Source organism: Bradyrhizobium sp., assembly GCF_027451485.1.
Lineage (GTDB): Bacteria > Pseudomonadota > Alphaproteobacteria > Rhizobiales > Xanthobacteraceae > Bradyrhizobium.
Map to the genome: position 1 here is coordinate 19,034 of NZ_DAIDJE010000208.1, position 24,509 is coordinate 43,542.

18 protein-coding genes are annotated in these 24,509 nt (G+C 63.0%); 11 read left to right on the forward strand and 7 right to left on the reverse strand.

Annotation, left to right across the window (positions count from 1 at the left end; all coding sequences use genetic code 11):
- Positions 1-195: 195 nt before the first annotated feature.
- Complete coding sequence (locus NEZ08_RS24385) at positions 196-1,425, forward strand: PHB depolymerase family esterase (RefSeq protein ID WP_298112913.1); 1,230 nt, start codon at positions 196-198, stop codon at positions 1,423-1,425.
- A 22-nt stretch (positions 1,426-1,447) separates the two neighbouring features.
- Here the strand turns inward: NEZ08_RS24385 and NEZ08_RS24390 are convergent, their stop codons facing one another.
- Positions 1,448-2,116, reverse strand: a complete 669-nt coding sequence (locus tag NEZ08_RS24390; protein ID WP_298112916.1) for an MBL fold metallo-hydrolase — start codon at positions 2,114-2,116, stop codon at positions 1,448-1,450.
- Positions 2,117-2,294: 178 nt separating this feature from the next.
- On the opposite strand from NEZ08_RS24390, the gene NEZ08_RS24395 reads away from it, so the two are divergent.
- Positions 2,295-2,780 (forward strand): MmcB family DNA repair protein, encoded by a 486-nt coding sequence (locus NEZ08_RS24395; protein WP_298112918.1) that lies wholly within the window; start codon positions 2,295-2,297, stop codon positions 2,778-2,780.
- 9 nt (positions 2,781-2,789) lie between these two features.
- Here NEZ08_RS24395 and NEZ08_RS24400 read toward each other — a convergent pair whose 3' ends face one another.
- Together NEZ08_RS24400 and NEZ08_RS24405 are read right to left on the reverse strand one after the other, a co-directional pair.
- Entirely contained in the window at positions 2,790-3,344 is a 555-nt protein-coding gene (locus NEZ08_RS24400) for an ActR/PrrA/RegA family redox response regulator transcription factor (protein WP_298112922.1), read from the reverse strand.
- Positions 3,345-3,428: 84 nt separating this feature from the next.
- Positions 3,429-4,763, reverse strand: coding sequence for an ActS/PrrB/RegB family redox-sensitive histidine kinase (locus NEZ08_RS24405; RefSeq protein WP_298112927.1), 1,335 nt, complete (start codon positions 4,761-4,763; stop codon positions 3,429-3,431).
- A 123-nt stretch (positions 4,764-4,886) separates the two neighbouring features.
- On the opposite strand from NEZ08_RS24405, the gene NEZ08_RS24410 reads away from it, so the two are divergent.
- From NEZ08_RS24410 to NEZ08_RS24430, 5 genes are all read left to right on the forward strand, one after another.
- Entirely contained in the window at positions 4,887-5,678 is a 792-nt protein-coding gene (locus NEZ08_RS24410; RefSeq protein WP_298112930.1) for an ABC transporter ATP-binding protein, read from the forward strand.
- Positions 5,675-6,490, forward strand: a complete 816-nt coding sequence (locus tag NEZ08_RS24415) for an ABC transporter permease (RefSeq protein ID WP_298112933.1) — start codon at positions 5,675-5,677, stop codon at positions 6,488-6,490. The genes NEZ08_RS24410 and NEZ08_RS24415 overlap by 4 nt, the downstream gene beginning before the upstream one ends.
- 126 nt (positions 6,491-6,616) lie before the next feature.
- Entirely contained in the window at positions 6,617-7,945 is a 1,329-nt protein-coding gene (locus NEZ08_RS24420) for a polyhydroxyalkanoate depolymerase (protein ID WP_298112936.1), read from the forward strand.
- 239 nt (positions 7,946-8,184) lie between these two features.
- Positions 8,185-9,024 (forward strand): M48 family metallopeptidase, encoded by an 840-nt coding sequence (locus NEZ08_RS24425; RefSeq protein ID WP_298112939.1) that lies wholly within the window; start codon positions 8,185-8,187, stop codon positions 9,022-9,024.
- Positions 9,025-9,231: 207 nt separating this feature from the next.
- Positions 9,232-10,620: a TolC family outer membrane protein gene (locus NEZ08_RS24430; protein WP_298112942.1), complete on the forward strand. Its 1,389-nt coding sequence runs from the start codon at positions 9,232-9,234 to the stop codon at positions 10,618-10,620.
- A 507-nt stretch (positions 10,621-11,127) separates the two neighbouring features.
- On the opposite strand, the gene NEZ08_RS24435 is transcribed toward NEZ08_RS24430, so the two are convergent.
- Together NEZ08_RS24435 and NEZ08_RS24440 are read right to left on the reverse strand one after the other, a co-directional pair.
- The gene (locus NEZ08_RS24435; RefSeq protein ID WP_298112945.1) at positions 11,128-13,305 is read right to left on the reverse strand and encodes a transglycosylase domain-containing protein; all 2,178 of its coding nucleotides are present in this window, start codon (positions 13,303-13,305) and stop codon (positions 11,128-11,130) included.
- Positions 13,306-13,533: 228 nt separating this feature from the next.
- Complete coding sequence (locus tag NEZ08_RS24440) at positions 13,534-14,757, reverse strand: ABC transporter substrate-binding protein (protein ID WP_298112948.1); 1,224 nt, start codon at positions 14,755-14,757, stop codon at positions 13,534-13,536.
- 348 nt (positions 14,758-15,105) lie between these two features.
- Between NEZ08_RS24440 and NEZ08_RS24445 the strand changes: the two genes are divergently transcribed.
- Positions 15,106-15,540: a DUF1330 domain-containing protein gene (locus NEZ08_RS24445; protein ID WP_298112951.1), complete on the forward strand. Its 435-nt coding sequence runs from the start codon at positions 15,106-15,108 to the stop codon at positions 15,538-15,540.
- A 9-nt stretch (positions 15,541-15,549) separates the two neighbouring features.
- Here the strand turns inward: NEZ08_RS24445 and NEZ08_RS24450 are convergent, their stop codons facing one another.
- Positions 15,550-18,333 carry a [protein-PII] uridylyltransferase gene (locus NEZ08_RS24450; protein ID WP_298112954.1) on the reverse strand — a complete coding sequence of 928 codons (2,784 nt, stop codon included), beginning with the start codon at positions 18,331-18,333 and terminating at the stop codon, positions 15,550-15,552.
- A gap of 304 nt (positions 18,334-18,637) precedes the next feature.
- Here NEZ08_RS24450 and NEZ08_RS24455 point away from each other — a divergent pair, with 304 nt between their 5' ends.
- Positions 18,638-19,147 carry an OsmC family protein gene (locus NEZ08_RS24455; protein WP_298112957.1) on the forward strand — a complete coding sequence of 170 codons (510 nt, stop codon included), beginning with the start codon at positions 18,638-18,640 and terminating at the stop codon, positions 19,145-19,147.
- 156 nt (positions 19,148-19,303) lie between these two features.
- Positions 19,304-20,101, forward strand: a complete 798-nt coding sequence (locus NEZ08_RS24460; protein ID WP_298112958.1) for a hypothetical protein — start codon at positions 19,304-19,306, stop codon at positions 20,099-20,101.
- Between the two features lie 110 nt (positions 20,102-20,211).
- On the opposite strand, the gene mutS is transcribed toward NEZ08_RS24460, so the two are convergent.
- Positions 20,212-22,938, reverse strand: coding sequence for a DNA mismatch repair protein MutS (gene mutS, locus NEZ08_RS24465; protein WP_298112961.1), 2,727 nt, complete (start codon positions 22,936-22,938; stop codon positions 20,212-20,214).
- A 305-nt stretch (positions 22,939-23,243) separates the two neighbouring features.
- Here mutS and pcaF point away from each other — a divergent pair, with 305 nt between their 5' ends.
- Entirely contained in the window at positions 23,244-24,452 is a 1,209-nt protein-coding gene (gene pcaF / locus NEZ08_RS24470) for a 3-oxoadipyl-CoA thiolase (protein WP_298112964.1), read from the forward strand.
- Positions 24,453-24,509: the final 57 nt, after the last annotated feature.

Below are 24,509 nucleotides of genomic sequence, written 5' to 3' on the forward strand. Positions count from 1 at the left end.
CATGCGGCTGGAGGTTCATTCGATCGAACAGGAACTCCAGGCGCGCTTCGTTTTTGTCAAGCGCACTCCGTCTGCATTTCGGTCGCGGACACGAACAAATATTTCCGAGGACTGTCAGCGCACGGGCTTTTTATCTTGCAGTGCAGCAACTATCTAGTTTTGAGTCTGTCCCTATTTTCGGGCCGAGGAGCAGCCGTGTCGCTTGCGAAAAACATCGAATTCCTGCGCCACCTGCCCCGGCTGCACGGATTGAATACATGGGATGCAATGGGCCTGACAGCGCAGCGCGGCAGCGCGTTGATGGAGACCCGGCAATTCGGCACCAATCCGGGCGACCTGCGGATGTTCTCCTACGTGCCTGCGGACTTGCCGCCGTCGTCGGCCCTGGTCGTCGTTCTGCATGGCTGCGGACAAACCGCGGCCGGATACGACCTCGGTGCAGGCTGGTCGACCCTCGCCAAACATTACGGCTTCGCGTTGCTGCTGCCCGAGCAGCAGGCAAGCAACAACACCCATACCTGCTTCAACTGGTTCAATCCGGACGACACAAGGCGCGGACATGGCGAAGCCAGCTCCATCCGCCAGATGATCGCGCGAATGGTGAGCCAGCATCGGATCGACAAGAGCAGAATTTTCATCACCGGACTGTCCGCCGGCGGCGCCATGACATCCGTGATGCTTGCGACCTATCCGGAGGTTTTTGCCGCCGGCGCGATCATCGCCGGATTGCCGTACGGCGTTGCGAGCAACGTGCGCGAAGCGCTGAACGGCATGTTGCGCTCGTCTTCCCGTTCGGCCGATGAATTGGGCGATCTCGTGCGTAAGGCGTCAAAACATCGTCCACCCTGGCCGCGGATTTCGGTCTGGCACGGCAGCGCCGATCGTACCGTCAATCCTGCCAATGCCGACGAAATCCTCAAGCAATGGCTCGATGTGCATCGGCTGCCGCCGGAACCGATGTCGGAAGGCATGGTCGACGGCCATCCGCACCAGATCTGGTGGAACGCGGACGGAGAAACCGTGGTGGAATCCTACACCATCACCGACATGGCGCACGGCACGCCGCTCGGAAAGGCCGAAAACGACCAGCGATACGGCAAGGAAGGACCGTTCCTGATCGAGGCCGGCATCTCGTCCTCCTACCACATCGCGAACTTCTTCGGCCTGACCGGCACCGTTGCGAAAATTGCAAGGCCTTCGCCGCGCGCGAGCGTCGAATCCCCAAGCGCAAAACTTATCCCGCTGGCCTCGCCGATTTCCACGCTGGCGCCGGACCTCAGCAAGCTCCTGCAGCCGCTGATGACGGGCCCGGAGCCTGCGGCGAAGGCGCCGGAAAAGCCAAGCGTCAAGGCGAAACGACGCCGAGCTCTCGACATCAACGCAGTCATTACCCGCGCGCTGACCGCCGCGGGGCTGCTGAAATAACGAGCGCGCCGCCTGAAAGCCCTTAAATTGCGCCGGTGAGGAATGGATTGGTCATTCGCTCGTGACCGATCCGCGAACCGGGGCCGTGCCCGCAGATGAAGCCGACATCGTCGCCGAGCGGCAGCAGCTTTTCCCTGATCGACCGGATCAAGGTGGCGTGATCGCCGCCGGGCAGATCGGTGCGTCCGACCGAGCCGTTGAACAGCACATCGCCAACATGGGCAAAGCGCATGTCCCTGTTGAAGAACACCACACTGCCCGGCGAGTGACCGGGGCAGTGCAGGATATCGAATGTCAATTCGCCAACCAAAACCTGTTGGCCTTCCTCCAGCCAGCGATCCGGCGCAAAGTTGCGCACGCCAGTCATGCCGAAGCGCGCACCGCTCTCGACCACATGGTCGAGCAGGAATTTGTCAGCGGCATGCGGGCCTTCGATGGCGACGTTGAGCGCATCGCGCAGATCGGCCGCGCCGCCAACGTGATCGATATGGCCGTGGGTGAGCCAGATCTTCTCGACCGTCACGTTGGCCTGTTTAATCGCGGCCTGGATCTTTGGAACCTCGCCGCCGGGATCGATGACGACGGCTTTCTGGGTCGCCGTGCACCAGATCAGCGTGCAGTTCTGTTCAAATGGCGTCACCGGGACGATCATCGCCCCGGCCTTCGCCTTGGTGTCGGATTGCTGTGCCATGGGAGGGGACAATGCCTATTTTTCTGCGTCCGCCAAGACAAACTTCCCGCGAGACTGACCTTTATTTCGGAACATGGCAGCCATCGCCCGGGCAGATCGACCTTAAAGCAAGGCCTCCAGCGCGCGCCTCGATCAAACGCATTGCCCCTTTGTCGGGTCGCGTTCTATGCTTGCTGCGATGGAATCATCCGCCCAGAAAGCCGTTCTCGTGCCCGCGCCGGACCGCCGTCAATCGGAGATGGCCCTGTTGATTGCGCGCGGCACCGCGCGGCTGTTGCATTCGCTGGGCTTTGCCTGTGTAGCCGAATTGCCGCTGCCCTCGGGTCGGCGTGCCGACCTTGTCGCTCTGAACGAGCGCGGCGAGATCTGGATCGTCGAGATCAAATCTTCGGTCGATGATCTGCGCGCGGACCAGAAGTGGCCGGACTATCGCATCCATTGCGACCGCCTGTTCTTCGCCTTCACGCAAAATCTGCCTTGCGACATTTTTCCCGACGAAACCGGGCTGATCATTGCCGACGCCTATGGCGCGCATCTTCAGCGCCCCGCACCGGAGCACCGCCTGCCGGGCGCGACCCGCAAATCGATGACGGTGCGGTTCGGAATGGCGGCAGCCTTGCGAATGAACCGTCTGGTCGATCCGCAGGGTCACCGCGAGTTCTGAATCTGCCGCCTAACGCGGGGCGCGCTTGGCGAGAATCCGCTGCAGGGTGCGCCGATGCATGTTGAGCCGCCGCGCCGTCTCCGAGACGTTGCGGTTGCACATCTCGTAAATCCGCTGGATGTGTTCCCAGCGGACGCGATCCGCCGACATCGGGTTGCTCGGCGGCTCGGATTTCTCATTGCCGCTGGCGAGAAGCGCCGCCACCACGTCGTCGGCATCGGCAGGCTTCGAGAGGTAATCGACCGCGCCAAGTTTGACCGCGGTCACGGCAGTGGCAATGTTGCCGTAGCCGGTGAGAACGATGGCGCGCGCCTCCGGACGCTTGCGCTTCAAGGCAGAAACAACGTCGAGGCCATTGCCGTCGCCGAGCCGCAGATCCACCACGGCAAAGGCCGGTGCGGCCTTGGCGATCTGGCGCAGGCCGTCGGCTACGCTGTCGCAGGAGGTCACCGAAAAGCCCCTCGTCTCCATGGCGCGCGCAAGGCGCTCCAGAAACGGCTTGTCGTCCTCAACTATCAGGAGTGAGCGATCGGTATGTCCAGTCAGTTCCGCGATAGCGTTCAAGATACCGTTGTCCTTTCCCCTCTACCTCTCAACATATGGCGTCTGCCGCGGCGCTGCCAAGGCCGGTTCCCGCCGATTTCCCTCTCAGGTTAATGCCGGCGCGGCCTCCTTGACCTCGAAGCGGTTGCGCGGCCACACGATCTGGACGACGGCGCCGTGATCCGGAAAGACCCGGTTGGTGAAGGAAACCTTCGCACCGGTGCGTTCGAGCAAGGTGCGAGCGATGAACACGCCAAGCCCGAGGCCACTGTGAAGACCGCCGGATGAGCCCCGGACCTCCTCGGTCTCGCGCCGCCGGGACAAATACGGCTCGCCGATGCGCTTGAGCAGATCGGGCGCGATGCCCGGACCATCATCGGAAATGACGATTTCGACGCTCTCAGCGTTCCACCACGCGTTCACCTCGACGCTCTCGCGGGCAAAATCGACAGCATTCTCCAGGATGTTGCCCACCCCGTAGATGATGGCCGGATTTCGCGCGCCGATTGGTTCGGGCGTGCCGGATACCGCTATGCGCACCTTGATCGCCACGCCGAAATCGCGATGTGGCGCCACCGTCTCCTCGATCAGGGCGGACAGCGGCATGCTGTCGAACGGCGCTCCACTCGAGGACAACTGCGTGATCTTCCCCAGAATGTCGCGGCAGCGCTGTGTCTGCTCCCGCAATGTCCTGATGTCGGCGGCGAACTGCGGCTGATCCTTCAGATCCTGTTCCAGCTCTCGCGAGATCAGGAAAATTGTCGACAGCGGCGTACCCAGCTCATGGGCCGCGGCGGCGGCAAGGCCATCGAGCTGGGTGAGATGCTGTTCCCGCGCCAGCACAAGCTCCGTTGCGGCGAGCGCATCGGACAGTTTGCGTGCTTCTTCGGCGACCTGAAACGCGTAGAGGCTGGTGACGCCGATGGCGACCACGATCGAGAGCCACACGCCAAACAGATAGATCGGCGGCAGCACCAGAGGATCGTCGCTGTCCCAGGGCAGCGGAAAGGAGAAGAAGACCAGGACGGACGCGCAGGCGACCGCGAGCAATCCGAGCGCAATGGTCAGCCGGATCGGCAGCGCAGTGGCCGAGATCAGCACCGGCGCCAGGAACAGGAATGAGAACGGGTTCTGCAAGCCGCCGGTAAAAAACAACAAGCCAGCGAGCTCGATGATATTGATCGCCAGCAGCGCCGCCGCAAAGAACGGCTCCAGCCGCTCCATCGGGTTGTACCAGAGCTGAAGGAAGAGGTTGAGCAGCGCGGAGAAGCCGATGATCGCCAGGCACGGCACGACCTCGACGTCGAATTCGAGACCCTGCTGGACGATGAAAATGGCGGCAAGCTGGCCCAGCGCGGCAAGCCAGCGCAGCCGCAGGAGCGTATCCAGGCGAACTTGGCGGCGCGGGAGGCGGAAGTCGGTGGCGGCGGCGTCGGACATGATTATTCGACCAATCTAACGGCGCGCGCGGCTGTCGACAAATTTCCCTGGTCGCTTTTCACGCGGCGTAAGGCCACGGCAAGCCTTGCGCAGGCAGGACGGATGGCTCAATGAACAGGCCCGATGATAGGTAATGGCACCATAACGTCCTCTCCGGCGAGCGAGGCCTGCGAAGCCGCCGCGATCGCGGTCACGCAGCTTTCGAAGCTCTACAAGCAGACCCGCGCGGTCGACGATATCTCATTTTCCATCACGCGTGGCAGCATCACCGGGCTGCTCGGCGGCAACGGCGCCGGCAAGACCACGACGATAGCAATGATCATGGGACTCGTCTCGCCAACGTCGGGGCACATCGAGGTGCTGGGTCACCCGATGCCGGACCACAGCGCCGATGTTCTCGGCCGGATGAATTTCGAAAGCCCTTATGTGGACATGCCGGCGCGGCTCACCGTGCGGCAAAACCTCACGATATTCGGGCGCCTCTATTCGGTGGCAAATCTCGAAGCGCGGATCGCAAGGCTCGCCTCCGATCTTGATCTCGGCGATTTCCTCGACCGATCCAATGGCAAGCTCTCCGCCGGGCAGAAGACCCGCGTGGCGCTGGCAAAGGCGCTGATCAACCAGCCCGAACTACTGCTGCTCGACGAACCGACGGCCTCGCTCGACCCGGACACTGCCGACTGGATCAGGCAGCATCTTGCGACCTATCGCAAGGAGAACGGCGCGACCATCCTGCTCGCCTCCCACAACATGCTGGAGGTGGAGCGACTGTGTGACCGTGTCATCATCATGAAGCGCGGCCGCATCGAGGATGACGACAGCCCGGAAGCGATCATGGCGCGCTATAACCGCTCTACGATGGAGGAAGTGTTTCTCGACGTCGCCCGTGGCCGCGTTCAGGAGACGACATCATGAGCGAGGTGCGCCGGCCGGCCATCTCGCTGCGGCGAATCGCAGCCATGATCCTGCGCTACTGGTATGTCCTGATCTCGTCATGGCCGCGGATGCTGGAGCTGCTCTACTGGCCCGCGCTCCAGATCATCACCTGGGGCTTCCTTCAGAATTATGTTTCGCAGAATGCCGGGTTTTTCGCCCGCGCAGGCGGCACGCTGGTCGGCGCGGTGATCCTGTGGGACATCCTGTTCCGCGGCCAGCTCGGCTTTTCCATCTCGTTCCTGGAAGAGATGTGGGCACGCAATCTCGCCAATCTCATGATGAGCCCGCTCAAGCCGATCGAGTTTCTGCTGGCGCTGATGGCGATGAGCCTCGTTCGCCTCGCGATCGGGATCATCCCGATGACGCTGCTCGCGATGGTCTTTTTCGGCTTTAACTTCTATGCCATCGGTCTTCCGCTGATCGCCTTTTTCTGCAACCTGATCTTCACCAGCTGGTCGGTCGGGATCTTTGTCTCCGGCCTTGTCCTGCGTTTTGGCCTCGGCGTGGAGAGCATCGTCTGGACGCTGATGTTCGGCATGATGCCGCTCGCCTGCGTCTATTACCCGGTGACGGTGCTGCCGCATTGGCTTCAGTTCGTCGCCTGGGCGCTGCCGCCGACCTATGTGTTCGAGGGGATGCGGGCCTTGCTGATGCAGCACGTGTTTCGCGCCGAACTGATGGCGGACGCGCTCGCGATCAACGTGGTCCTGATTGCGGCCTCGTTTTCCGTCTTTCTGATGCTTCTGCGCAGCGCCCGCGAGCACGGTTCGTTGATCCAAACCGGCGAATAGTCCCGTTAAAACCCGGGGGTTTGGTCCCTAATTAGCTTGTTAAGTACGGGGGCAATGACGATCTAAGCATTGACGCTTTATTGGGCTTTTTGCACTATGCTGCGACGCAAAAGAGATGAGGGCGACATGCCGATTGGGGAGTTTGGCGGCGCGCCGCCACTGGCGGCCGAAGGCAGTCCGGCGCTGACCACGCCGATGTACTGGATGTACGAGATGGCGCACGCGTCGCTTAATCCGGTGCGCGCCGTCAGCGACGCCACCAAGATCCTGTTTCAGAATCCGCTCAATCCGTGGTCGCACACCGAAGCGGGCAAGTCGATCGCCGCGGCCTGCGAATTGTTCGAGCGCACCACGCGCCGCTACGGCAAGCCCGAATGGGGCCTCCACGATACCGACGTCAACGGCATCCGCACGCCGATCGAGGTTCGCACCGTGTGGGAAAAGCCGTTCTGCCGCCTGCTCTACTTTGAACGCAAGCTGACGCGCCCTTTGCGCATCCAACAACCGCGCGTGCTGATCGTGGCACCGATGTCCGGCCATTATGCAACGCTGTTGCGCGGCACGGTGGAGGCCTTTCTTCCGACGCATGAGGTCTACATCACCGACTGGGCCGACGCCCGCATGGTTCCCCTCGCCGCCGGTCGCTTCGACCTCGACGACTACATCGACTACGTGATCGAGATGCTGCATGTCCTGGGTGGCAACATGCATGTGATCGCGGTCTGCCAGCCCTCCGTGCCTGTTGTGGCCGCGGTTTCCGTCATGGAAGCGGAGAATGACCCTTTCGTTCCGCTCTCCATGACGCTGATGGGCGGTCCGATCGATACCCGCCGCAATCCGACCGCGGTGAACAACCTGGCTGCCGAGCGCGGCATCGACTGGTTTCGCCACAACGTCATCACCAAGGTGCCGTTTCCGCATCCCGGCGTCATGCGAGACGTCTATCCGGGCTTTTTGCAGCTCAACGGCTTCATCAGCATGAATCTCGACCGCCACATGGACGCTCACAAGGAGCTGTTCCGCAATCTTGTGAAGGGCGACGGCGACCTCGTCGACAAGCACCGCGACTTCTACGACGAATATCTGGCGGTGATGGATCTGTCGGCGGAATATTACCTGCAGACGGTCGATACGGTGTTCGTCAAGCACGCTTTGCCCAAGGGCGAGATGACCCATCGCGGCAAGCCGGTCGATCCCTCCAAGGTCAGGCGTGTCGCGCTCATGACGGTTGAAGGCGAGAACGACGATATCTCCGGCCTCGGCCAGACCGAAGCGACCCATGCACTTTGCAGTTCAATTCCCAACCATCGCCGCGTGCACTACGTGCAAAAGGGCGTCGGGCACTACGGAGTGTTCAACGGCTCGCGTTTCAAATCGGAAATCGTGCCGCGCATCTCCGATTTCATGATGTCTTCCGCCAATGTGAAGCCTTCGCTCGCTTACGCTGCGGAGTGATCGCATCAGGCGGCGCTGAATCAACGCGAATGCGCACACTTGCGCAATCATCAGCGTTCGCCGCGGGTCGGCTAACCCCCTGAATTAACCTCTGGAAACGCGAATCTGAGCCCGCCTGAGGTAATGAATCTTAATTCAAGCCATGGAGGCGTTAGCGAGGGATTGTCTCACCCAAATTTTTGGGTTCCAGCCCCATTCTATAGGGTCTGTTAAGCCGCCGACCGCTGTATATTGGGCAAATGATTTGTTTTTGCGCCGAGCGATTTCCCTGGCGGCGGATATGGCAGAATCCGGGCGAACTCCTAATCCCCGGATTGACAGACATGGCCACACGCGCGCTTCTCTATCGGCGGCCCTACGAGCCTTCTCGCCTTTTGATCAAACACGGCTCGCAAATCTATTCCGTCCGGCTCAGACGGCACCGGCGCGCGCGCCGGTACACCTTGAGAATCCATCCGAGCGACCGCGAAGCGATCCTCACCATCCCGCCCCGCGGTACGATCGCCGATGCCAAGGATTTTGCGCAGCGTCACGGCGGCTGGATCGCTGCCCGTCTAGGCCGTTTGCCGAAGGCAGCGCCGTTTCTTCCGGGCACGGTAGTTCCGCTGCGCGGCAACCCCCATCGCATCGTGCATCGCGCCGGTCAGCGCGGCACGGTCTGGCTTGAGGTTCGCGACAGCGGCGAGCGCATTCTTTGCGTCGCCGGCGGGGTCGAACACACCGAGCGGCGCGTGCATGACTATCTCAAGCGCGAAGCCCGCAAGGATCTGCAGAAGGCAGCCGATGCCCACGCACTGGCGCTGGGCGTGAAGGTCAAGCGGTTGTCGATCCGCGACCAGTCGAGCCGCTGGGGTTCCTGCACCTCGGCCGGATCGCTGTCATTCTCCTGGCGGCTGATCCTCGCCCCGCCCTACGTGCTGGACTATCTCGCGGCCCACGAGGTCGCGCACCTTGTCGAGATGAACCATTCGGCGCGATTCTGGAGGGTCGTCGACAAAGTCTGCAACCACGTCGAACGCGCCAAGACCTGGCTCGACACCCACGGCAACGATCTGCATCGTTACGGCATCCAGGATTAAAGCGTCGCCGATTGTTTGGCGGCAGGGCCACAAGCCGGCGCTGCCGCTCGCTTGCGCAAACAGCTGCGCGAAAAAAGCAACAGTGATTGATTATTCGACGGACATCACCCGGGCGTGCTGAGCAGCGCACAGCTATGCGCTTTTGGTCAGTTCATGAATTACGTATGGATGTTGTCAGGCCGCACGGGGCGTTGGATAAATCAAGATATGTTTGGGGGTAGGTTTCTAGGCGGGGCAACGACGGCCGTCGTTTTCCTGGGGCAGGTCGCGGCATTTCCTGCGTGCGCCGAAACCATGGAGAGCGCGCTGCAGCGCGCCTATCAGAGTAACCCGCAACTCAATGCCCAGCGCGCGCTGGTGCGCGCCACCGACGAAAACGTTCCGCAGGCGCTGGCCGGCTATCGCCCGAAAGCTGCCGTGACCATGAGCGGCGGCTATTCATATACCAGCGAATTGTCCAACTTCGGAAGGCCCAAGGTATTCCAAGGCCCAAACAGCCCGCACGCCATCGGCCTTACTGTCAGCCAGACGCTCTATAACGGAAATCAGACCGCCAACAAGACCCGCGCCGCGGAAAACCAGGTTCTTGGCGCGCGCGAAAGCCTGCGGCTCATGGAGCAGTCGGTGCTTCTTGCGGCGGCGACCATCTATATGGATTACCTGCGGGATGCCGCGATCCTGGAAGTCCAGCGCAGCAACACCAAAGTTCTCGAAGTGACCTTGCGGCAGACCCGCGAGCGCTACGCCGCGGGTTTGGTCACGCCGACGGACGTCGCGCAGTCGGAAGCACAGCTTGCGGCAGCGAAGAGCCAGGAGCTTTCGGCCGAATCCACCCTCACGACCACGCGTGCAAACTTCCGCCGTATCATCGGCAACGAACCTGCGAACCTGAAACCGGCCTCTCCGGTCGACCGCTATTTGCCGGCGACGGTGCGCGATGCGACCAACCTCGCTCTGGTGGAAAATCCGAGCGTCACCGCGGCGATGTACGGCATCGACGTCAGCTTCCTCACTGTGAAGATCAACGAAGGGGCGCTGTTGCCGACGGTCACGCTCCAGGCGGCGACCCAGAAATCCTGGCAGCAGACCATTATACAGACAAAGCAGTTCACCGCGTCGGCGACCGCGCAGGCAACCGTGCCGATCTACCAGGGCGGAGCCGAATATTCGCTGATCCGCCAATCCAAGGAGACATTGGAGCAGCAGCGGCTCATTCTCGAGCAGGTGCGAGACCAGGCCAGGGCCGACCTTGTCACCGCATGGGGCCAGCTTGCGGCCGGCAAGGCGCAGGTGGCCGCCGCCCAGTCCCAGGTCGCTGCGTCGGAACTCGCTTATCTCGGCACGACCAAGGAAGCCCAGGTCGGCCAGCGCACCGTCATCGACATTCTGAACGCCCAGCAGACGCTGGTGAATGCACGCGTCGCGCTGGTGACAGCGCAGCACGACCGCGTCGTCGCCTCCTATGCGGTCCTCAACGCGATCGGCCGCCTCTCGCCAGAAGTGCTGCATCTGCCGACAATGACCTACGACCCGAGCGTTCATTACCAGCAGGTACGCGACAACTGGGTCGGCGTCCGGACGCCCGGCGGGCGCTAGGGTGCACGTCTACATTGCAGCGCTCCCAAAGCACGATCCGGAAAAGTGTGTAGCGCTTTTCCGACAGATCATGTCAATCAACTCTCCTCAATCTCATCGCGCTTTAGCTGACTTCAGCCCGCGTGACGCTCGCCTGGTTGCGGCCGGACAGTCTCGTGTCCAGTCAGCGATCGGCGAGACGAGAATGACGCGGCGACGCGATCGATTCTTTGGCGAAAGCTAACATTGGTTATGGACCCACTTCGAATCGGGCCGCAGGATTTCTGCAAAGTCGGGGAGGGGGCCATGCTCGATCAGCTATCGCGGAGATCCAGTTTCACGCATCAGCCACGCGTAAGCGAAATGCCACGCTGCGCGGATTGTCTCGATCGAATGACTGCGCCCGAGGGCTCGGCGCTGCTGGCCGACGGCGCGGTAACCTACCTCTGGAGCTGCGACCGCTGCGGCAAAACGCTAATTACCGAGTGTTTCCGCTTCGTGGCAAGACCGTCACACTGACGGTCTGCTCTAGCGCCCGAACAGCCGCTGCATCAGCCAGCCGTCGAGACCGGCGTCGGCTTCGGGCCGCACCGACGTTGTGCGCATCGGCGCTGGGCGGCCGGGAACGAAGGGCGGCGGCGCAACGGCCGCGCCGGGGCTGGCAGCCTGGGCGATGGTGGTCGGCAGGACAGGCGGCGCGGCGGGCAGCGGAATCGGCGTCACGCCCTGATGCGCCGCCTTCATGAAGCGCGTCCAGATTTCCACCGGCAAGCCGCCGCCGGTCGCCTTGCGGGTCGGCGAGTTGTCGTCATTGCCGAGCCAGACGCCGGTGACGAGGTTCGCCGTATAGCCGATGAACCAGGCGTCGCGGAAATCCTGGCTGGTGCCGGTCTTGCCGGCCGCCTGCCAGCCCGGCAGCTCGGCCTTGTGCGCGGTACCGGAGAGCAGCGTCTCCTCCATCATCGTGTTCATCATCCCGACGTAATGCGGATCGACGACCTGGCCGAGCTGATCGGGCTGACGGGCATAGAGAACCTTGCCGTCGAGGGTGCGGATCTTGGTCACGACATGCGGCGAGACGCCGAAGCCGCCATTGGCAAACGGCACATAGGCGCCGACCAGTTCGACCATCGAGACTTCGCTGGTGCCGAGGGCGATCGAGGCATTGGGCTCGAGCTTCGATGAAATGCCCAGCCGATGCGCGGTGCGCACGACATTCTTGGGGCCAACCTCGAGCCCGAGCCTCACTGCGACCGTGTTGAGCGACATCGACAGCGCCTGGGTCAGCGTGACCGGGCCGAGGTAGTGGTGGGTGTAGTTTTCGGGCTTCCAGCCCTTGATGTCGAGCGGCGCGTCCTGGCGGATCGTGTCCGGCGTCAGGCCGGATTCGATGGCGGTGAGATAGACGAACGGCTTGAATGCGGATCCCGGCTGGCGTTTCGCCGTGACCGCCCGGTTATACTGGCTTTCCGAATAATTGCGGCCGCCGACCATGGCACGCACTGCCCCATCGGGCGACATCGCCACCAGCGCGCCCTGGCTGACATTATACTTGACGCTTTTCGCCGCCAACTCATCGATGACCGCGGCTTCGGCCACCGCCTGCAATTTCGCATCGATCGAGGTTTCCACCACCACGCTCTGATCGATCTGGCCGACGAGATCGTCGAGCACCTCGCCGATCCAGTCCGCGACATAGTTGACCGTGCCGGCGCCGACCGGTCTGACGCTGTAGGCGGGATGGCCGATCGAGGCTTGCGCCTGCGCCTCGGTGATGAACTTGGCCTCCGCCATCGCCGCGAGCACCGTGTGCGCACGCTGCTCCGCCCCTTCCGGATTGCGATTGGGCGCCAGGCGCGACGGCGACTTGACGAGGCCGGCGAGCATCGCGGCTTCCGCCAGCGTGACGTTCCTGGCCGACTTTCCGAAATAGCGCTGTGCCGCGGCCTCGACGCCATAGGCACCGGAGCCGAAGTAGACGCGATTGAGATAAAGCTCGAGGATCTCGTGCTTGGAGTACTTGCGCTCGAGCCACAGAGCGAGCTCCGCTTCCTGCAATTTGCGCTGGAAGGTGCGCTCCTGGGTCAGGAACAGGTTTTTGGCGAGCTGCTGGGTCAGCGTCGAGCCACCTTGCGACACGCCGCGATGCAGAACGTTCGTTACTGCTGCGCGCAAAATACCCCAGGGATCGATGCCGAAATGATGATAGAAACGGCGGTCCTCGATGGCGATGAACGCCTTCGGCAGATAGGGCGGCAGATCCTTCAGCGCGACATTGGCGCCGGGCATCTCGCCGCGAATGGCAAGCACGCTGCCGTCGGCAGCGGTGATCTGGATTGTCGGGGGCCGTTTCGGGATTTCCAGCGACTGGATCGGCGGCAAATGCGCGCCGACCCAGACGACGAGGCCAACCACCGCGATTGCGGCCCAGAGGCCAAGCACCGCGCCCCAATAGACCAGCCGCGAAATCGAAAGGCGGCTGCGCGATTTCGAGCGCCGCTTGGCATCGCTGCGGCTCACGCGCGGCTTCCGCTCTGGCGGTGGCTCGTCGTCACCATCGTTGCTCTTTCGCGGCGGCGATTTCTTCGGCCGGCCATCCCCGCCGGGGATCCGGTCATCGGGCGACAGCCGCAAGTCGGAAAGCGCCGCGGCAAGACCGAATATCGGCTCCTTGCGCCCACCGCTCTTTTTCCGTCCCAAAGCCATACGCAATTACGCCTGCACACCCGATGCGATCGACGTTAACCGCACCGGTTTAAGGCCGTCTTAAACGATGGTTAATTGAAGGTGGCCTCGCGTCTCTTGAGCGCCTGGGCCGCCAGGGATTCAGACCGGCTTAACCCTGAGCAGCGCGAATCTGCCCGATCATGCGCGCTGGAAACAAAAATGCCGCCGCGAGACGATCCTTTCGCGGCGGCATTTTGCGGGATGGCGCTAACCTGCCGGACCGTTGTCTTCCATGATCGGGCCGAACAGCTCCCAGCGCTGGCCGTCGAAGCGCATCATCTGCATCTGCTTGTTGACGCGATAGTCGTTCGGCGTGGTGCTGGTCGACATTCCGGGCAGCGCGAGATCGGCCTGGAAGTTCTTGATGTTGGTGGCCTGCTTCATCACGTTTTCACGGGTGAGGTCGTCACCGCACTGTTTCAGCACATGCACCATCAACTGCGCGGTCGAGTAGCCATAGGTGTTGAAATTCGAGTTCTTGTCGCCTTCCGGATAGTACTTCGCCATGAAGTCGAAATACTTCTTCATGCCCGGATCGTCTTTCCAGGTCGGATCCAACGGGTCCTTGCCGTAATTGGTGCTGATCACGCCCTTGGAGGCCTCGAGCCCTGCCGGCTGCAGCACCGCGCCGACCGAAGTGGCGTTGATGTCGAGAATATGCACCGGCTTCCAGCCGAGCTCGAAGGTCTTCTTGATGGTTTGCGCGGCAAATTTCGGAGTCGAGGCATCGAACAGCACATCGACGCCGGCGCCCTTCAACTTCAGTATCTGCGAATCGACGGTCGGATCGGACATTTCATAGGAGGCTTCCGCCACCACCATCGTCGATGCCTTGTCTCCGAGGCCCGACTTGATGCCGTTCAGATAATCGCGGCCCAGATCGTCGTTCTGGTAGATCACGCCGACCTTGGCATTCGGATAGTTCTTGAGAATGTACTGCCCGTAGATGCGGCCCTCGACGAAGTAGTTCGGATTGAAGCCGAGCGTCCAGGGATAGTGCTTCGGATCAGTGAAGCGGGACGCGCCGGTCGCGGCGAACAACTGCGGCACCTTCTTCGCGTTGAGATATTTCTGGACTGCTGCGTTAGGAGGCGTGCCAATGAGCTGGAACGTCAGCAGAACCTCGTCGCTCTCCACCAGCTTGCGCACCTGCTCGACTGTTTTCGGCGGGCTATAGGCGTCGTCATACTGAATGAGATTGATCTTGCGCCCGTTCACTCCGCCCTGATCGTTGATCATGTGGAAGTAGGCCGCCTGCGTCTTGCCGATCGAGGCATAGGCGGAAGCCGGGCCGGAGAACGGCACGGTCTGGCCAATCTTGATCTCGGTATCGCTGGCGCCGGGATCGTACTTCTTCTGGGCGTGAACCGCAGGCGCGGCGAATGCCAGCGCTAGCGCGGCCGCGGTGACGAAATGAACAAAGCTCCTCATGTCGTGCCCTCTCCCTGCTGTTTTTGATTTCGTTCGGCGAATTCATCCATTGCTGATGGACGCTCGCCGCTTGGCCTCGATACTGGATGAACGACCAAGGCAAAGCAAGGCAGCGTCGCCTTAACCAAAGGCCTATATCAGTCGCCGAAAAGACCCGTCCCAACGCGGACAAATGGAATTTTCCGGCTGACGGAAGCCGCCATGAACGCCGATGTTCCGGTCCAAATCAATAATTCGAGCGAGAGAATAATAGACGTGTAGCGCAGTATCCCGCGCGACTAGGATGGCCGGCGCGCTTTCACGCCATCCCGCGTCCCCGACGCGACTGATTTCAGCGAGGCATCGAAGATGACAAGTTACATTGATCCGACCAAGGAAACGTTCGCCAGATTCCGCGAGAGCGATCGCCCCGGCCCGATCCACATGCTCAACCTGGTGAAATTGCGCGAACGCGCGGCGTATCCGGACGGCAGGTCGGCGTCAGGCGCGGAGGCCTACGCCGCCTACGGCCGGGAAAGCGGACCGGTCTTCACCCGCCTCGGCGGCAAGGTGGCGTGGCAGGGCCGGTTTGAGTTGATGCTGATCGGCCCGCAAACCGAGTCCTGGGATCACTGCTTCATCGCGGAATATCCGAGTGTCTCAGCCTTCGTCGAGATGATCCGCGATCCGGTTTACCGCGAGGCGGTCAAGCACCGGCAAGCCGCGGTGGAAGACTCGCGCCTGATCCGTCTGAAGCCCCTGCCAACCGGCAAGACCTTTGGCGAGATTCCCGAAGGCAAGTAGGCGGCGTGGTTACGCCGCCACCTTCTCGCTCGTGAGCAAATGCAAGAGCGCACTTCGGATCGCGGCCTGCCGCGTCGGGGCCGTGATCTGCGCGCCGAGCAGATCGGTGACGTAGAACACGTCGCGCGCCCGCTCGCCGAACGTCGCGACATGGGCGGAAGCGATGTTGAGGTTGAGCTTCGAGATCGCGGTGGTCAGTTCGTACAACAGTCCAGGCCGGTCAAGGCCGGAGACCTCGATCACGGTGTAGCGATCCGACCACTGGTTGTTGACGGCGACTTCCGGCTCCACGACAAAGGGCCGCGCCTTGCCGCGGCTGGCGGCACGCCGCGCCACGACTTCCGGCAGCCGCAGCTTGCCTTCCAGCACCTCCTCGATCATTTCGCCGATCCGTGTCGCGCGGCGGCCCTCGTCTTCGTCGCGGTCGTATTCCCGCGTGATCGCGATGGTGTCGAGCGCGCGCCCGTCGGTCGTCGTGTAGATCTGGGCGTCGACGATGTTGGCGCCCGCCGACGCGCAGGCGCCCGCGATGATCGACAATAGCCAGGGATGGTCCATCGCCAGGATGGTGAGTTCGGTGACGCCGCGCGCCTCGTCGAAGCCGACATTGATCGCGAGCTTGTGGCCGGCCTGCTCGCTCGCCCGCACAAACCGGGCCTGGCGGATCTTGCGCGGCAGCTCGACCTTGAGCCAATAGGCTGGATAGTGCCGCGCCACGTAGGAATTGAGTTCCTGCTCCGGCCACTCGGTAAAGGCTTCGCGGAACTCGGCCTGCGCGATGGCGATCCGCCGGGCGCGATCGAATTCCGAGAAGCCGCCGGTCAGAACCGGCTCGGTCTCGTGATAAAGCGTGCGGATGAGCTGCGCCTTCCAGCCGTTCCAGACCCCTGGGCCGACGCCCCGAATATCTGCGGTCGTCAGGATGGTCAGAAGCTTCATCTGCTCGACCGACTGAACCACGGCGGCGAAATTTTCGATGGTCTTGCGGTCCGACAGGTCGCGCGATTGCGCGACCGTGGACATGGTCAGGTGCTGTTCGATCAGCCAGGCCGTCAGTTCCGTGTCGGCGGTGTTGAAGCCGAGCCGCGGGCACAGCCGGCGGGCGACCTTGGCGCCGGCTATTGAGTGATCCTCGGGCCGGCCCTTGGCGATATCGTGCAACAGCGTTGCAACATAGAGCACGGCGCGATGCTCAGGCCTGATCTTGCGCATCAGGTCGCTCGCGACAATGAATTCATCGCTGCCGCCGCGCTCGATCTCCTGCAGGAAGCCGATGCAGCGGATCAGATGCTCGTCCACCGTGTAGTGGTGGTACATGTTGAACTGCATCATCGAGACGATCTTGCCGAAGGCGCGGATGAAATGACCGAGCACCCCGGTCTCGTTCATCCGCCGCAACACGATCTCGGCGTCGTTCGAGGTAAGGATCTCCATGAACAGCCGGTTGGCCTCGGGGTCGGCGCGCAATTCGGGATTGATCAGCTTCAGCGAGCGCGTCACCGTGCGCATCGCATCGGGATGGAAGGCGAGGTTGTTCTTTTGGGCGAGACGGAAAATCCGGATCAGGTTGACCGGATCGTGCCTGAAGACGTCCGGCGCGGCGAGGTTGATGCGGTTGTTGTCGACGATGAAGTCGTCGCTGTCCGGCACGCGCCGCCGCGCCGCGCTCGGCCGGAACCGCGCCATCATGCGGCTCAGCACCGGTACGGGCTTGGCCTGTTCGTTCTCCAGCTTGGCGCACAGGATCGCGGTGAGGTCGCCCACTTCCTTGGCGACCAGGAAGTAATGCTTCATGAAGCGCTCGACGTCCTGCATGCCGGGATGCGACGTATAGCCGAGCCGAACCGCGATCTCGCGCTGCATGTCGAATGACAGCCGCTCTTCGGCGCGCCCGGCAAAGAAATGCAGGTTGCAGCGGACCGACCAGAGGAAATCGGCGCAGCGGCGGAAGGTGCGGTACTCCTGTGCGTCGAACACGCCGCGCTTGAGCAGCTCGTCGGTGTCGCGAACGCGATAGACGTATTTCGCGATCCAGAACAGCGTGTGCAGGTCGCGAAGGCCGCCCTTGCCGTCCTTGACATTCGGCTCGACCAGATAACGCGACTGTCCGGCGCGGCGATGCCGCTCCTCGCGCTCGGCAAGCTTGGCTGTGACGAATTCGGTGGCGTTGCCCTGCACCACTTCCTTGTCGAAGCGCGTGACCAATTCGTCATAGAGCGGCCGATCGCCTGTCAGGAAGCGCGTCTCCAGGATCGCGGTGCGGATCGTCATGTCGCCGCGCGCCTGCCGGATCGATTCATCGACCGAGCGCGTCGCGTGCCCGACCTTCAACCCCATGTCCCACAGGCAATAGAGAATGGCCTCGGCGACCTGCTCGCCCCAGGCGGTCTGCTTGTACGGCAGGATGAACAAGAGATCGATGTCGGATTCCGGCGCCATCAGGCCGCGGCCATAACCGCCGGTGGCAACCACAGCCATGCGCTCGGCACCGGAGGGAATCGGCGAGTGATAGAGGTGGCGCGTCGCGGCATCAAAGAGAATGCGGATGATCTCGTCCTGAACGAAGCACAGCCGTTCCGCGCAGCGTCGCCCGTGCCGGTCCTTCAGCAGCACGGCTTGCGCGGTGGCGCGCGCGGTGACCATCTCGGACTTCAAGAGCTTTGCGACGGCTGCGCGGAACACGTCTTCGCGCCCGGCATGCTCGGCCGCCAGCGCATCGACTGCGGCCGTGATCCGCGCGGTGTCGAAACGTTCATCGGCCTCGGGGGGGGCCTCTTTGACGATGTCATCCATTCGTTATTCCGATAATGGACCCGGCACGGCCTGTCACGATCCATCGCGTCGCTTGCAACCAAGCCATCCTCAATTCGCGCCGGCTTGCGTAACGCTGTTCCCGGCCTTTCGGGCCCTTGGGAGCCAATCCCTAAATGGCAGCCGCCCTAACGTATTGCAACCGAACAGTTTTCCGGGACCGCGAACCTGCCTTCCGAGAACTGCCCTCATTGCCGGAACGATGACCTATCCTGCACCGAACTCGCGGTGACATCCGGGCGCCGACCCGGTACACCTGAACTCATAAAACATCCGGGAGAGAAAAATGGACGCTGCCCAACTTCGCGCCACGCAGGCCCCGTTCAAGGAAAAATACAGGTCCGACCCGAAAAGCGCGCTCATCACGCTGAAAGCCAAAGGCTCGATCGACAACGAAGCCATCGCCTGCAAGGTCGAGATCGGCCGCGCGCTCGCCGTCGCCGGCCTGCATCCGGGATCCGGCGGCTCCGGGCTTGAACTTTGTTCCGGCGACATGCTGCTGGAGGCGCTGGTCGCCTGTGCCGGAGTCACCCTGAAATCCGTTGCCACCGCGATCGAGGTCCCGCTGAAATCGGGCAAGGTCAGTGCCGAAGGCGATCTCGATTTTCGCGGCACGCTCGGGATCGACAAGGAGGCGCCGGTGGGTTTTGCCGAAATCCGCCTGCGCTTCGATGTCGACACCGACGCACCCCAGGAGAAACTCGATCTGCTGCTCAAGCTCACCGAGCGCTATTGCGTGGTCTACCAGACCGTCAAGAACGGCCCCAAGGTTTCGGTGACGATGCATCGGGTGTGATCAACCAGAAGGTGTCTTCCCCGCGAAGGCGGAAACCTATAACCACAGGCGCTCCAGTATTGACGAGCTGTGGCTCCAATTCGGCGCAACAATCAATATCGGTGATTATAGGTCCCGGCTGCCGCTTCGCTTGGCCGGGAACGGCGAACAACAAGAATGTCCCCCGACCTTTCTTTTCTCCTGCTGCTGGCCATTCGCATGGCAGTTGCCGCCGCCTTCGTGGTGACGGCCTCGATCATCACCGAGCGTTCAGGCCCGGTGATCGGCGCGCTGATCGCGACCTTGCCGGTTTCGGCCGGTCCCTCCTACGTCTTCCTCGCGCTCGACCACGACGCGGCCTTCATCGCCGAAAGCGCGCTGGCGAGCCTACCGATCAATGCCGTGACCATGTTCTTCTGCTTGGCCTACGTTTTCCTGGCCCAGCGCCGCAGCGTCGTGGTCAGCGTCGGCGGCGCGATTGCCATATGGCTGATCCTCGCCGCGCTCGAACGTCTGGTCCCCTGGACGCTGGCGAGCGGATTGATCGCCAATGCGATTGCTTTCGCCATCTGCATTCCGCTGTTTCGGCGCTTTCAGCATGTCAAGAAGATGCCGCTGATCACGCGGCGCTGGTACGACATCCCGCTGCGCGCCGCCATGGTCGCCACGCTGGTTGCCATCGTGGTCACGATGTCGCATTGGGTCGGCCCCCGTGTCAGCGGCACGATCGCCCTGTTTCCGGTGGTGCTGAGTAGCGTGACGATGATCCTGCATCCGCGCATCGGCGGCCCGGCCACCGCGGCGGTGATCGCCAATAGCGGCTGGGGCATGATGGGGTTTGGCGTCTCGATCGCGGTCCTGCATGTCGCCGCGGTTCCGTTGGGATCGGCTGCCGCGCTAAGCCTTGCGCTCGCCACCGGCGCCGTCTGGAATCTCGTGCTGTGGTGGCTCGGACGGCGCCAGATCAAGGGCTGACCATCCGAACCCCATGGTGAGAGGCGCATCTTTGCGTCGTCTCGAACCAGGAGGCCACAGACCGGCCCCATCCTTCGAGACGCGGCTCGCGCCGCTCCTTGGGACGGGGGTCAGGCTTTCGGCAATTTTTCCTTCAACGCATAGAGCGCCTCCAGCGCCTCGCGCGGCGACATTTCGTCGGGATGCAGCGCCCTCACGGCTGCAACGAGCTTGTCGGCCTCGCCCGGGGCGGCAGGCTCCGGCGCGGCGCGCGAGGGGACGGCAAACAACGGCAGATCGTCAGCGAGCGCTCGCGCAGTCTGGCCGCGGTCCTGCGCTTCCAGTTTTGCGAGCACCGATTTGGCCCGCGTGATCACGGAAGGCGGCAATCCGGCCAGCTTGGCGACCTGAATCCCGTAGGAGCGGTCCGCCGATCCCGGCAGCACCTCGTGCAGAAACACGACGTTGCCCTGCCACTCCTTGACCCGCACCGTAGCGTTGAACAGCCGCGGCAACTTGGCCGACAGCGCGGTGAGCTCGTGGTAATGCGTGGCGAACAGCGCGCGGCAGCGATTGGCTTCATGCAGATGTTCGATTGCCGCCCAGGCGATCGACAGGCCATCGAACGTCGCCGTGCCGCGACCGATTTCATCAAGGATCACGAGCGAACGTTCGCTGGCCTGATTGAGAATGACGGCGGTTTCCACCATCTCCACCATGAAAGTGGAGCGGCCGCGCGCCAGATCATCTGCCGCACCGACGCGCGAGAACAGCCGGTCGACAATGCCGATCCGCGCCTTTGATGCCGGCACGAATGAGCCCGCCTGTGCGAGCAGCGCGATCAGCGCGTTCTGACGCAGGAAAGTGGATTTGCCGGCCATGTTGGGGCCGGTGAGCAGCCAGATCTGGCCGGATTTCTGCGCCGGCGCGGGAGACAGATCGCAGGCATTGGCGATGAAGGGCTGACCGTCGCGCTTCAAGGCCTGCTCGACCACCGGATGGCGGCCGCCCTCGATCGCAAACGAGAGCGAGCCGTCGACTTCGGGGCGGACATAATTGTCGTCGACCGCGCGCTTGGCGAGCGCGGATGCGACATCGAGGCTGGCGAAGGCGTAAGCGGCGGCACGCAGGTCCTCGCTCGCGGCGACCGCCATCGCGCAGAGCCTCTCGAATATCTCGAGCTCTAGCCCAAGCGCGCGGTCGCCAGCGTTGGCGATTTTCGCTTCGATTTCGCCGAGTTCGGACGTGGTGAAGCGCACCTGCCCCGCCAGCGTCTGGCGATGGATGAAGGTGGCGTTCAAAGGCGGCGACATCAACTTGTCGCCGTGCTGCGCCGTGACCTCGACGAAATAACCGAGCACGTTGTTGTGGCGGATCTTCAGCGCCTTTACGCCCGCCTCGTCGGCATAACGCGCCTGCATGGAGGCGACGACAAGCCGTGAGGCATCGCGCAGGTTGCGGGATTCATCGAGCGCCGCCTCATAGCCTTCGCGCACGAAGCCGCCATCGCGCTTGAGCAAAGGCAACTGCTCCGCCAATGCGCGTGCAAATTCCCGTGCCAGTTCGCGCGATGGCCGGCGCAGCGCCGCCATCGCCGCCGCGATTTCCTGCGGCGGCTGCTCGATCCGCGCCAATAGCGCCAGGGCCCGATCCGCGGCGAGGATGGCATCGCGCAGACCCGCAAGGTCGCGCGGACCGCCGCGCCCGACCGACAGCCGCGCCAGCGCGCGCGACAGATCGGGCGCCGCTTGCAGCGTGGTACGGAGATCGTCGCGCAGGCCGCTGTCGGCGACAAAGGCCGCAATGGCATCAAGCCGCCGCGCGATCGCCGCGCTGTCGGTCAGTGGCGCGGCCAGGCGTTGCGCCAACAGCCGCGAACCTGCCGAGGTGACCGTGCAGTCGATCGCGTCGAGCAGCGAGCCGCGACGCTCGCCGGAAAGCGTGCGGGTCAGTTCGAGGTTGGCGCGGGTTGCCGGATCGATCGCCATGGTGGTGCCGACCGCCTCGCGCGAGGGCGGCGACAGCGGCGGACGTTTTCCGACCTGGGTACGGTCGATATAGGTGACGGCGGCGGCGGCGGCGGTGGCCTCGAGCCGCGACATCGCCGACAGCCCGTCCATGGTGGCGACCGCGAAGTAATCGCATAGCCGCCGCTCGGCCGTGGAACTGTCAAAGACATCGCGAGTGAGTGGCGTCACCGCCGGCCACTCGCGCAAAACGGGGCCAATATCGGCATCGCCATAGAGCGCGTCGGCGACGATGATCTCGTTGGGATTGATCCGGGCCAGCGTGGCGGCAAGCTCGCTTGCCAAACATTCCGTGACGATGAATTCCGATGTCGAGATGTCGATCCAGGCGAGGCCCAAGCGATCCGCGCCGGATGAGCCGCGCATCCGCGCGATCGCGAGCAGATAGTTGTTGGTCCTCGCATCCAGCAGCGTGTCTTCGGTGAGCGTACCCGGTGTCACCAGCCGCACCACGTCGCGGCGGACGACGCTCTTGGCTCCGCGGGCGCGCGCCGCGGCCGGATCCTCCATCTGCTCGCAGACCGCGACGCGAAAACCCTGCGCGATCAGGCGGTGCAAATAGTCGTCCGAGCGCTCCACCGGAACGCCGCACATCGGGATGTCCGCGCCCTGATGCTTGCCGCGTTTGGTCAGCATGATGCCGAGCGCGCGGGAGGCGGTTTCGGCGTCCTCGAAAAACAGTTCGTAAAAGTCGCCCATCCGGTAGAACAGCAGCAAGCCCGGATTGGCCGCCTTGATTTCCAGGTATTGTTCCATCATCGGCGTGACGCGCGCCGGTGCTTCGGCCGCAGGCGGGGCGTCGGATACAGGAAATGTCGGCTGGATGGTCATTAAGCGTTTTCGAGTGGAGTGGGTACCGGTTCGCGTGAAGAAAACGCGTCAAATAAGAGGTTCGGCGCCCGGTTCTGATCCAATCAGAGCCGGGCTTCGGCGGCGCAAGCTAGCCAATTTCGCCACCCGATCCTATTCGGTTTACCGCCTCTATGCGTGTTTTCCACGTCCCGGGAGGAATGGCCGCAGCTTCTTGCACGAGCGTCCATGCGAGAAAGGAAAGCCGGGTCAATCCCGGTCAATTGACCTCGTTTATCGCCGCTCCTACAACTCGCCCTCAATCAGGGAACATCAAGGAGTGACCGATGGGTGAGGTATTTGTATGTGACGCGGTCCGGACTCCGGTTGGCCGCTTCGGCGGTTCGCTGGCCAAGGTTCGCGCCGACGATCTGGCGGCAACGCCGATCAAGGCGCTGATCGCCAAGCACCCGAACCTCGACTGGTCGCAGGTCGACGAGGTCTATTTTGGCTGCGCCAACCAGGCTGGCGAGGACAACCGCAACGTGGCGCGGATGGCGCTGTTGCTTGCAGGTCTACCGGATTCGGTTCCCGGCCAGACCCTCAACCGCCTCTGCGCGTCGGGACTGGACGCGGTCGGCGCCGGAGCCCGCGCGATCCGCGCCGGCGAGATCGATCTCGCAATTGCCGGCGGCGTCGAATCGATGACGCGGGCCCCCTTCGTGATGGGCAAGGCGGCGGAGGCGTTTTCGCGCTCGGCGGAGATTTTCGACACCACGATCGGCTGGCGCTTCATCAATCCACTGATGAAGGCGCAATATGGCGTCGACGCGATGCCGGAAACCGGTGAGAACGTCGCCGAGGAATTTCAGGTGTCGCGCGCCGATCAGGACGCGTTCGCGCTGCGCTCGCAGCAGCGCGCCGGCAAAGCCATCGCGGCGGGTTATTTCGCCGAGGAAATCGTTGCCGTGTCAGCGCCCGGCGGCAAGGCCGGCCCGATCACCGTCGACAAGGACGAGCATCCGCGCCCCGAAACCACGATGGAAGGCCTCGCCAAATTGAGGCCGATCGTGCGTAACCCGGGCACCGTGACCGCCGGCAATGCGTCCGGCGTCAATGATGGCGCCGCCGCCATGATCCTCGCGTCGGAGGCCGCCGTTAAGAAGCATGGCTTGACGCCGCGGGCCCGGATCCTCGGTCTGGCCTCGGCCGCCGTGCCGCCGCGCATCATGGGTATCGGCCCGGTGCCAGCGACGCGGAAGTTGATGGAGCGGCTGGGATTGAAAATTTCCGATTTCGATCTGATCGAGCTCAATGAAGCTTTCGCGAGCCAGGGAATAGCCTGCCTTCGCCAGCTTGGCGTTGCGGAAGACGCCGACTTCGTCAATCCGCATGGCGGCGCCATTGCGCTCGGTCACCCCCTGGGCATGAGCGGCGCGCGACTGGTCGTGACTGCCGTGCACGGCATGGAGAAGCGAGGCGGAAAAAGGGCGCTCGCGACGATGTGCGTCGGCGTGGGCCAGGGCGTCGCCATGGCGATCGAGAAGCTGAACTGACTGCGCGGGCATCGCGCAGTTTGCATCGAGTCGGGCTGCCCTGTTCTGCCTGCCAGG

Excerpts from the sequence above, each read along its gene's own strand:
- NEZ08_RS24390 (WP_298112916.1), bottom strand. The coding sequence starts at position 2,116 with ATGGCACAGCAATCCGACACCAAGGCGAAGGCCGGGGCGATGATCGTC.
- NEZ08_RS24395 (WP_298112918.1), top strand. The coding sequence starts at position 2,295 with ATGGAATCATCCGCCCAGAAAGCCGTTCTCGTGCCCGCGCCGGACCGC.
- NEZ08_RS24405 (WP_298112927.1), bottom strand. The coding sequence starts at position 4,763 with ATGTCCGACGCCGCCGCCACCGACTTCCGCCTCCCGCGCCGCCAAGTT.
- NEZ08_RS24410 (WP_298112930.1), top strand. The coding sequence starts at position 4,887 with ATGATAGGTAATGGCACCATAACGTCCTCTCCGGCGAGCGAGGCCTGC.
- NEZ08_RS24415 (WP_298112933.1), top strand. The coding sequence starts at position 5,675 with ATGAGCGAGGTGCGCCGGCCGGCCATCTCGCTGCGGCGAATCGCAGCC.
- NEZ08_RS24420 (WP_298112936.1), top strand. The coding sequence starts at position 6,617 with ATGCCGATTGGGGAGTTTGGCGGCGCGCCGCCACTGGCGGCCGAAGGC.
- NEZ08_RS24425 (WP_298112939.1), top strand. The coding sequence starts at position 8,185 with ATGATTTGTTTTTGCGCCGAGCGATTTCCCTGGCGGCGGATATGGCAG.
- NEZ08_RS24430 (WP_298112942.1), top strand. The coding sequence starts at position 9,232 with ATGTTTGGGGGTAGGTTTCTAGGCGGGGCAACGACGGCCGTCGTTTTC.
- NEZ08_RS24435 (WP_298112945.1), bottom strand. The coding sequence starts at position 13,305 with ATGGCTTTGGGACGGAAAAAGAGCGGTGGGCGCAAGGAGCCGATATTC.
- NEZ08_RS24440 (WP_298112948.1), bottom strand. The coding sequence starts at position 14,757 with ATGAGGAGCTTTGTTCATTTCGTCACCGCGGCCGCGCTAGCGCTGGCA.
- NEZ08_RS24445 (WP_298112951.1), top strand. The coding sequence starts at position 15,106 with ATGACAAGTTACATTGATCCGACCAAGGAAACGTTCGCCAGATTCCGC.
- NEZ08_RS24450 (WP_298112954.1), bottom strand. The coding sequence starts at position 18,333 with ATGGATGACATCGTCAAAGAGGCCCCCCCCGAGGCCGATGAACGTTTC.
- NEZ08_RS24455 (WP_298112957.1), top strand. The coding sequence starts at position 18,638 with ATGGACGCTGCCCAACTTCGCGCCACGCAGGCCCCGTTCAAGGAAAAA.
- NEZ08_RS24460 (WP_298112958.1), top strand. The coding sequence starts at position 19,304 with ATGTCCCCCGACCTTTCTTTTCTCCTGCTGCTGGCCATTCGCATGGCA.
- mutS (WP_298112961.1), bottom strand. The coding sequence starts at position 22,938 with ATGACCATCCAGCCGACATTTCCTGTATCCGACGCCCCGCCTGCGGCC.
- pcaF (WP_298112964.1), top strand. The coding sequence starts at position 23,244 with ATGGGTGAGGTATTTGTATGTGACGCGGTCCGGACTCCGGTTGGCCGC.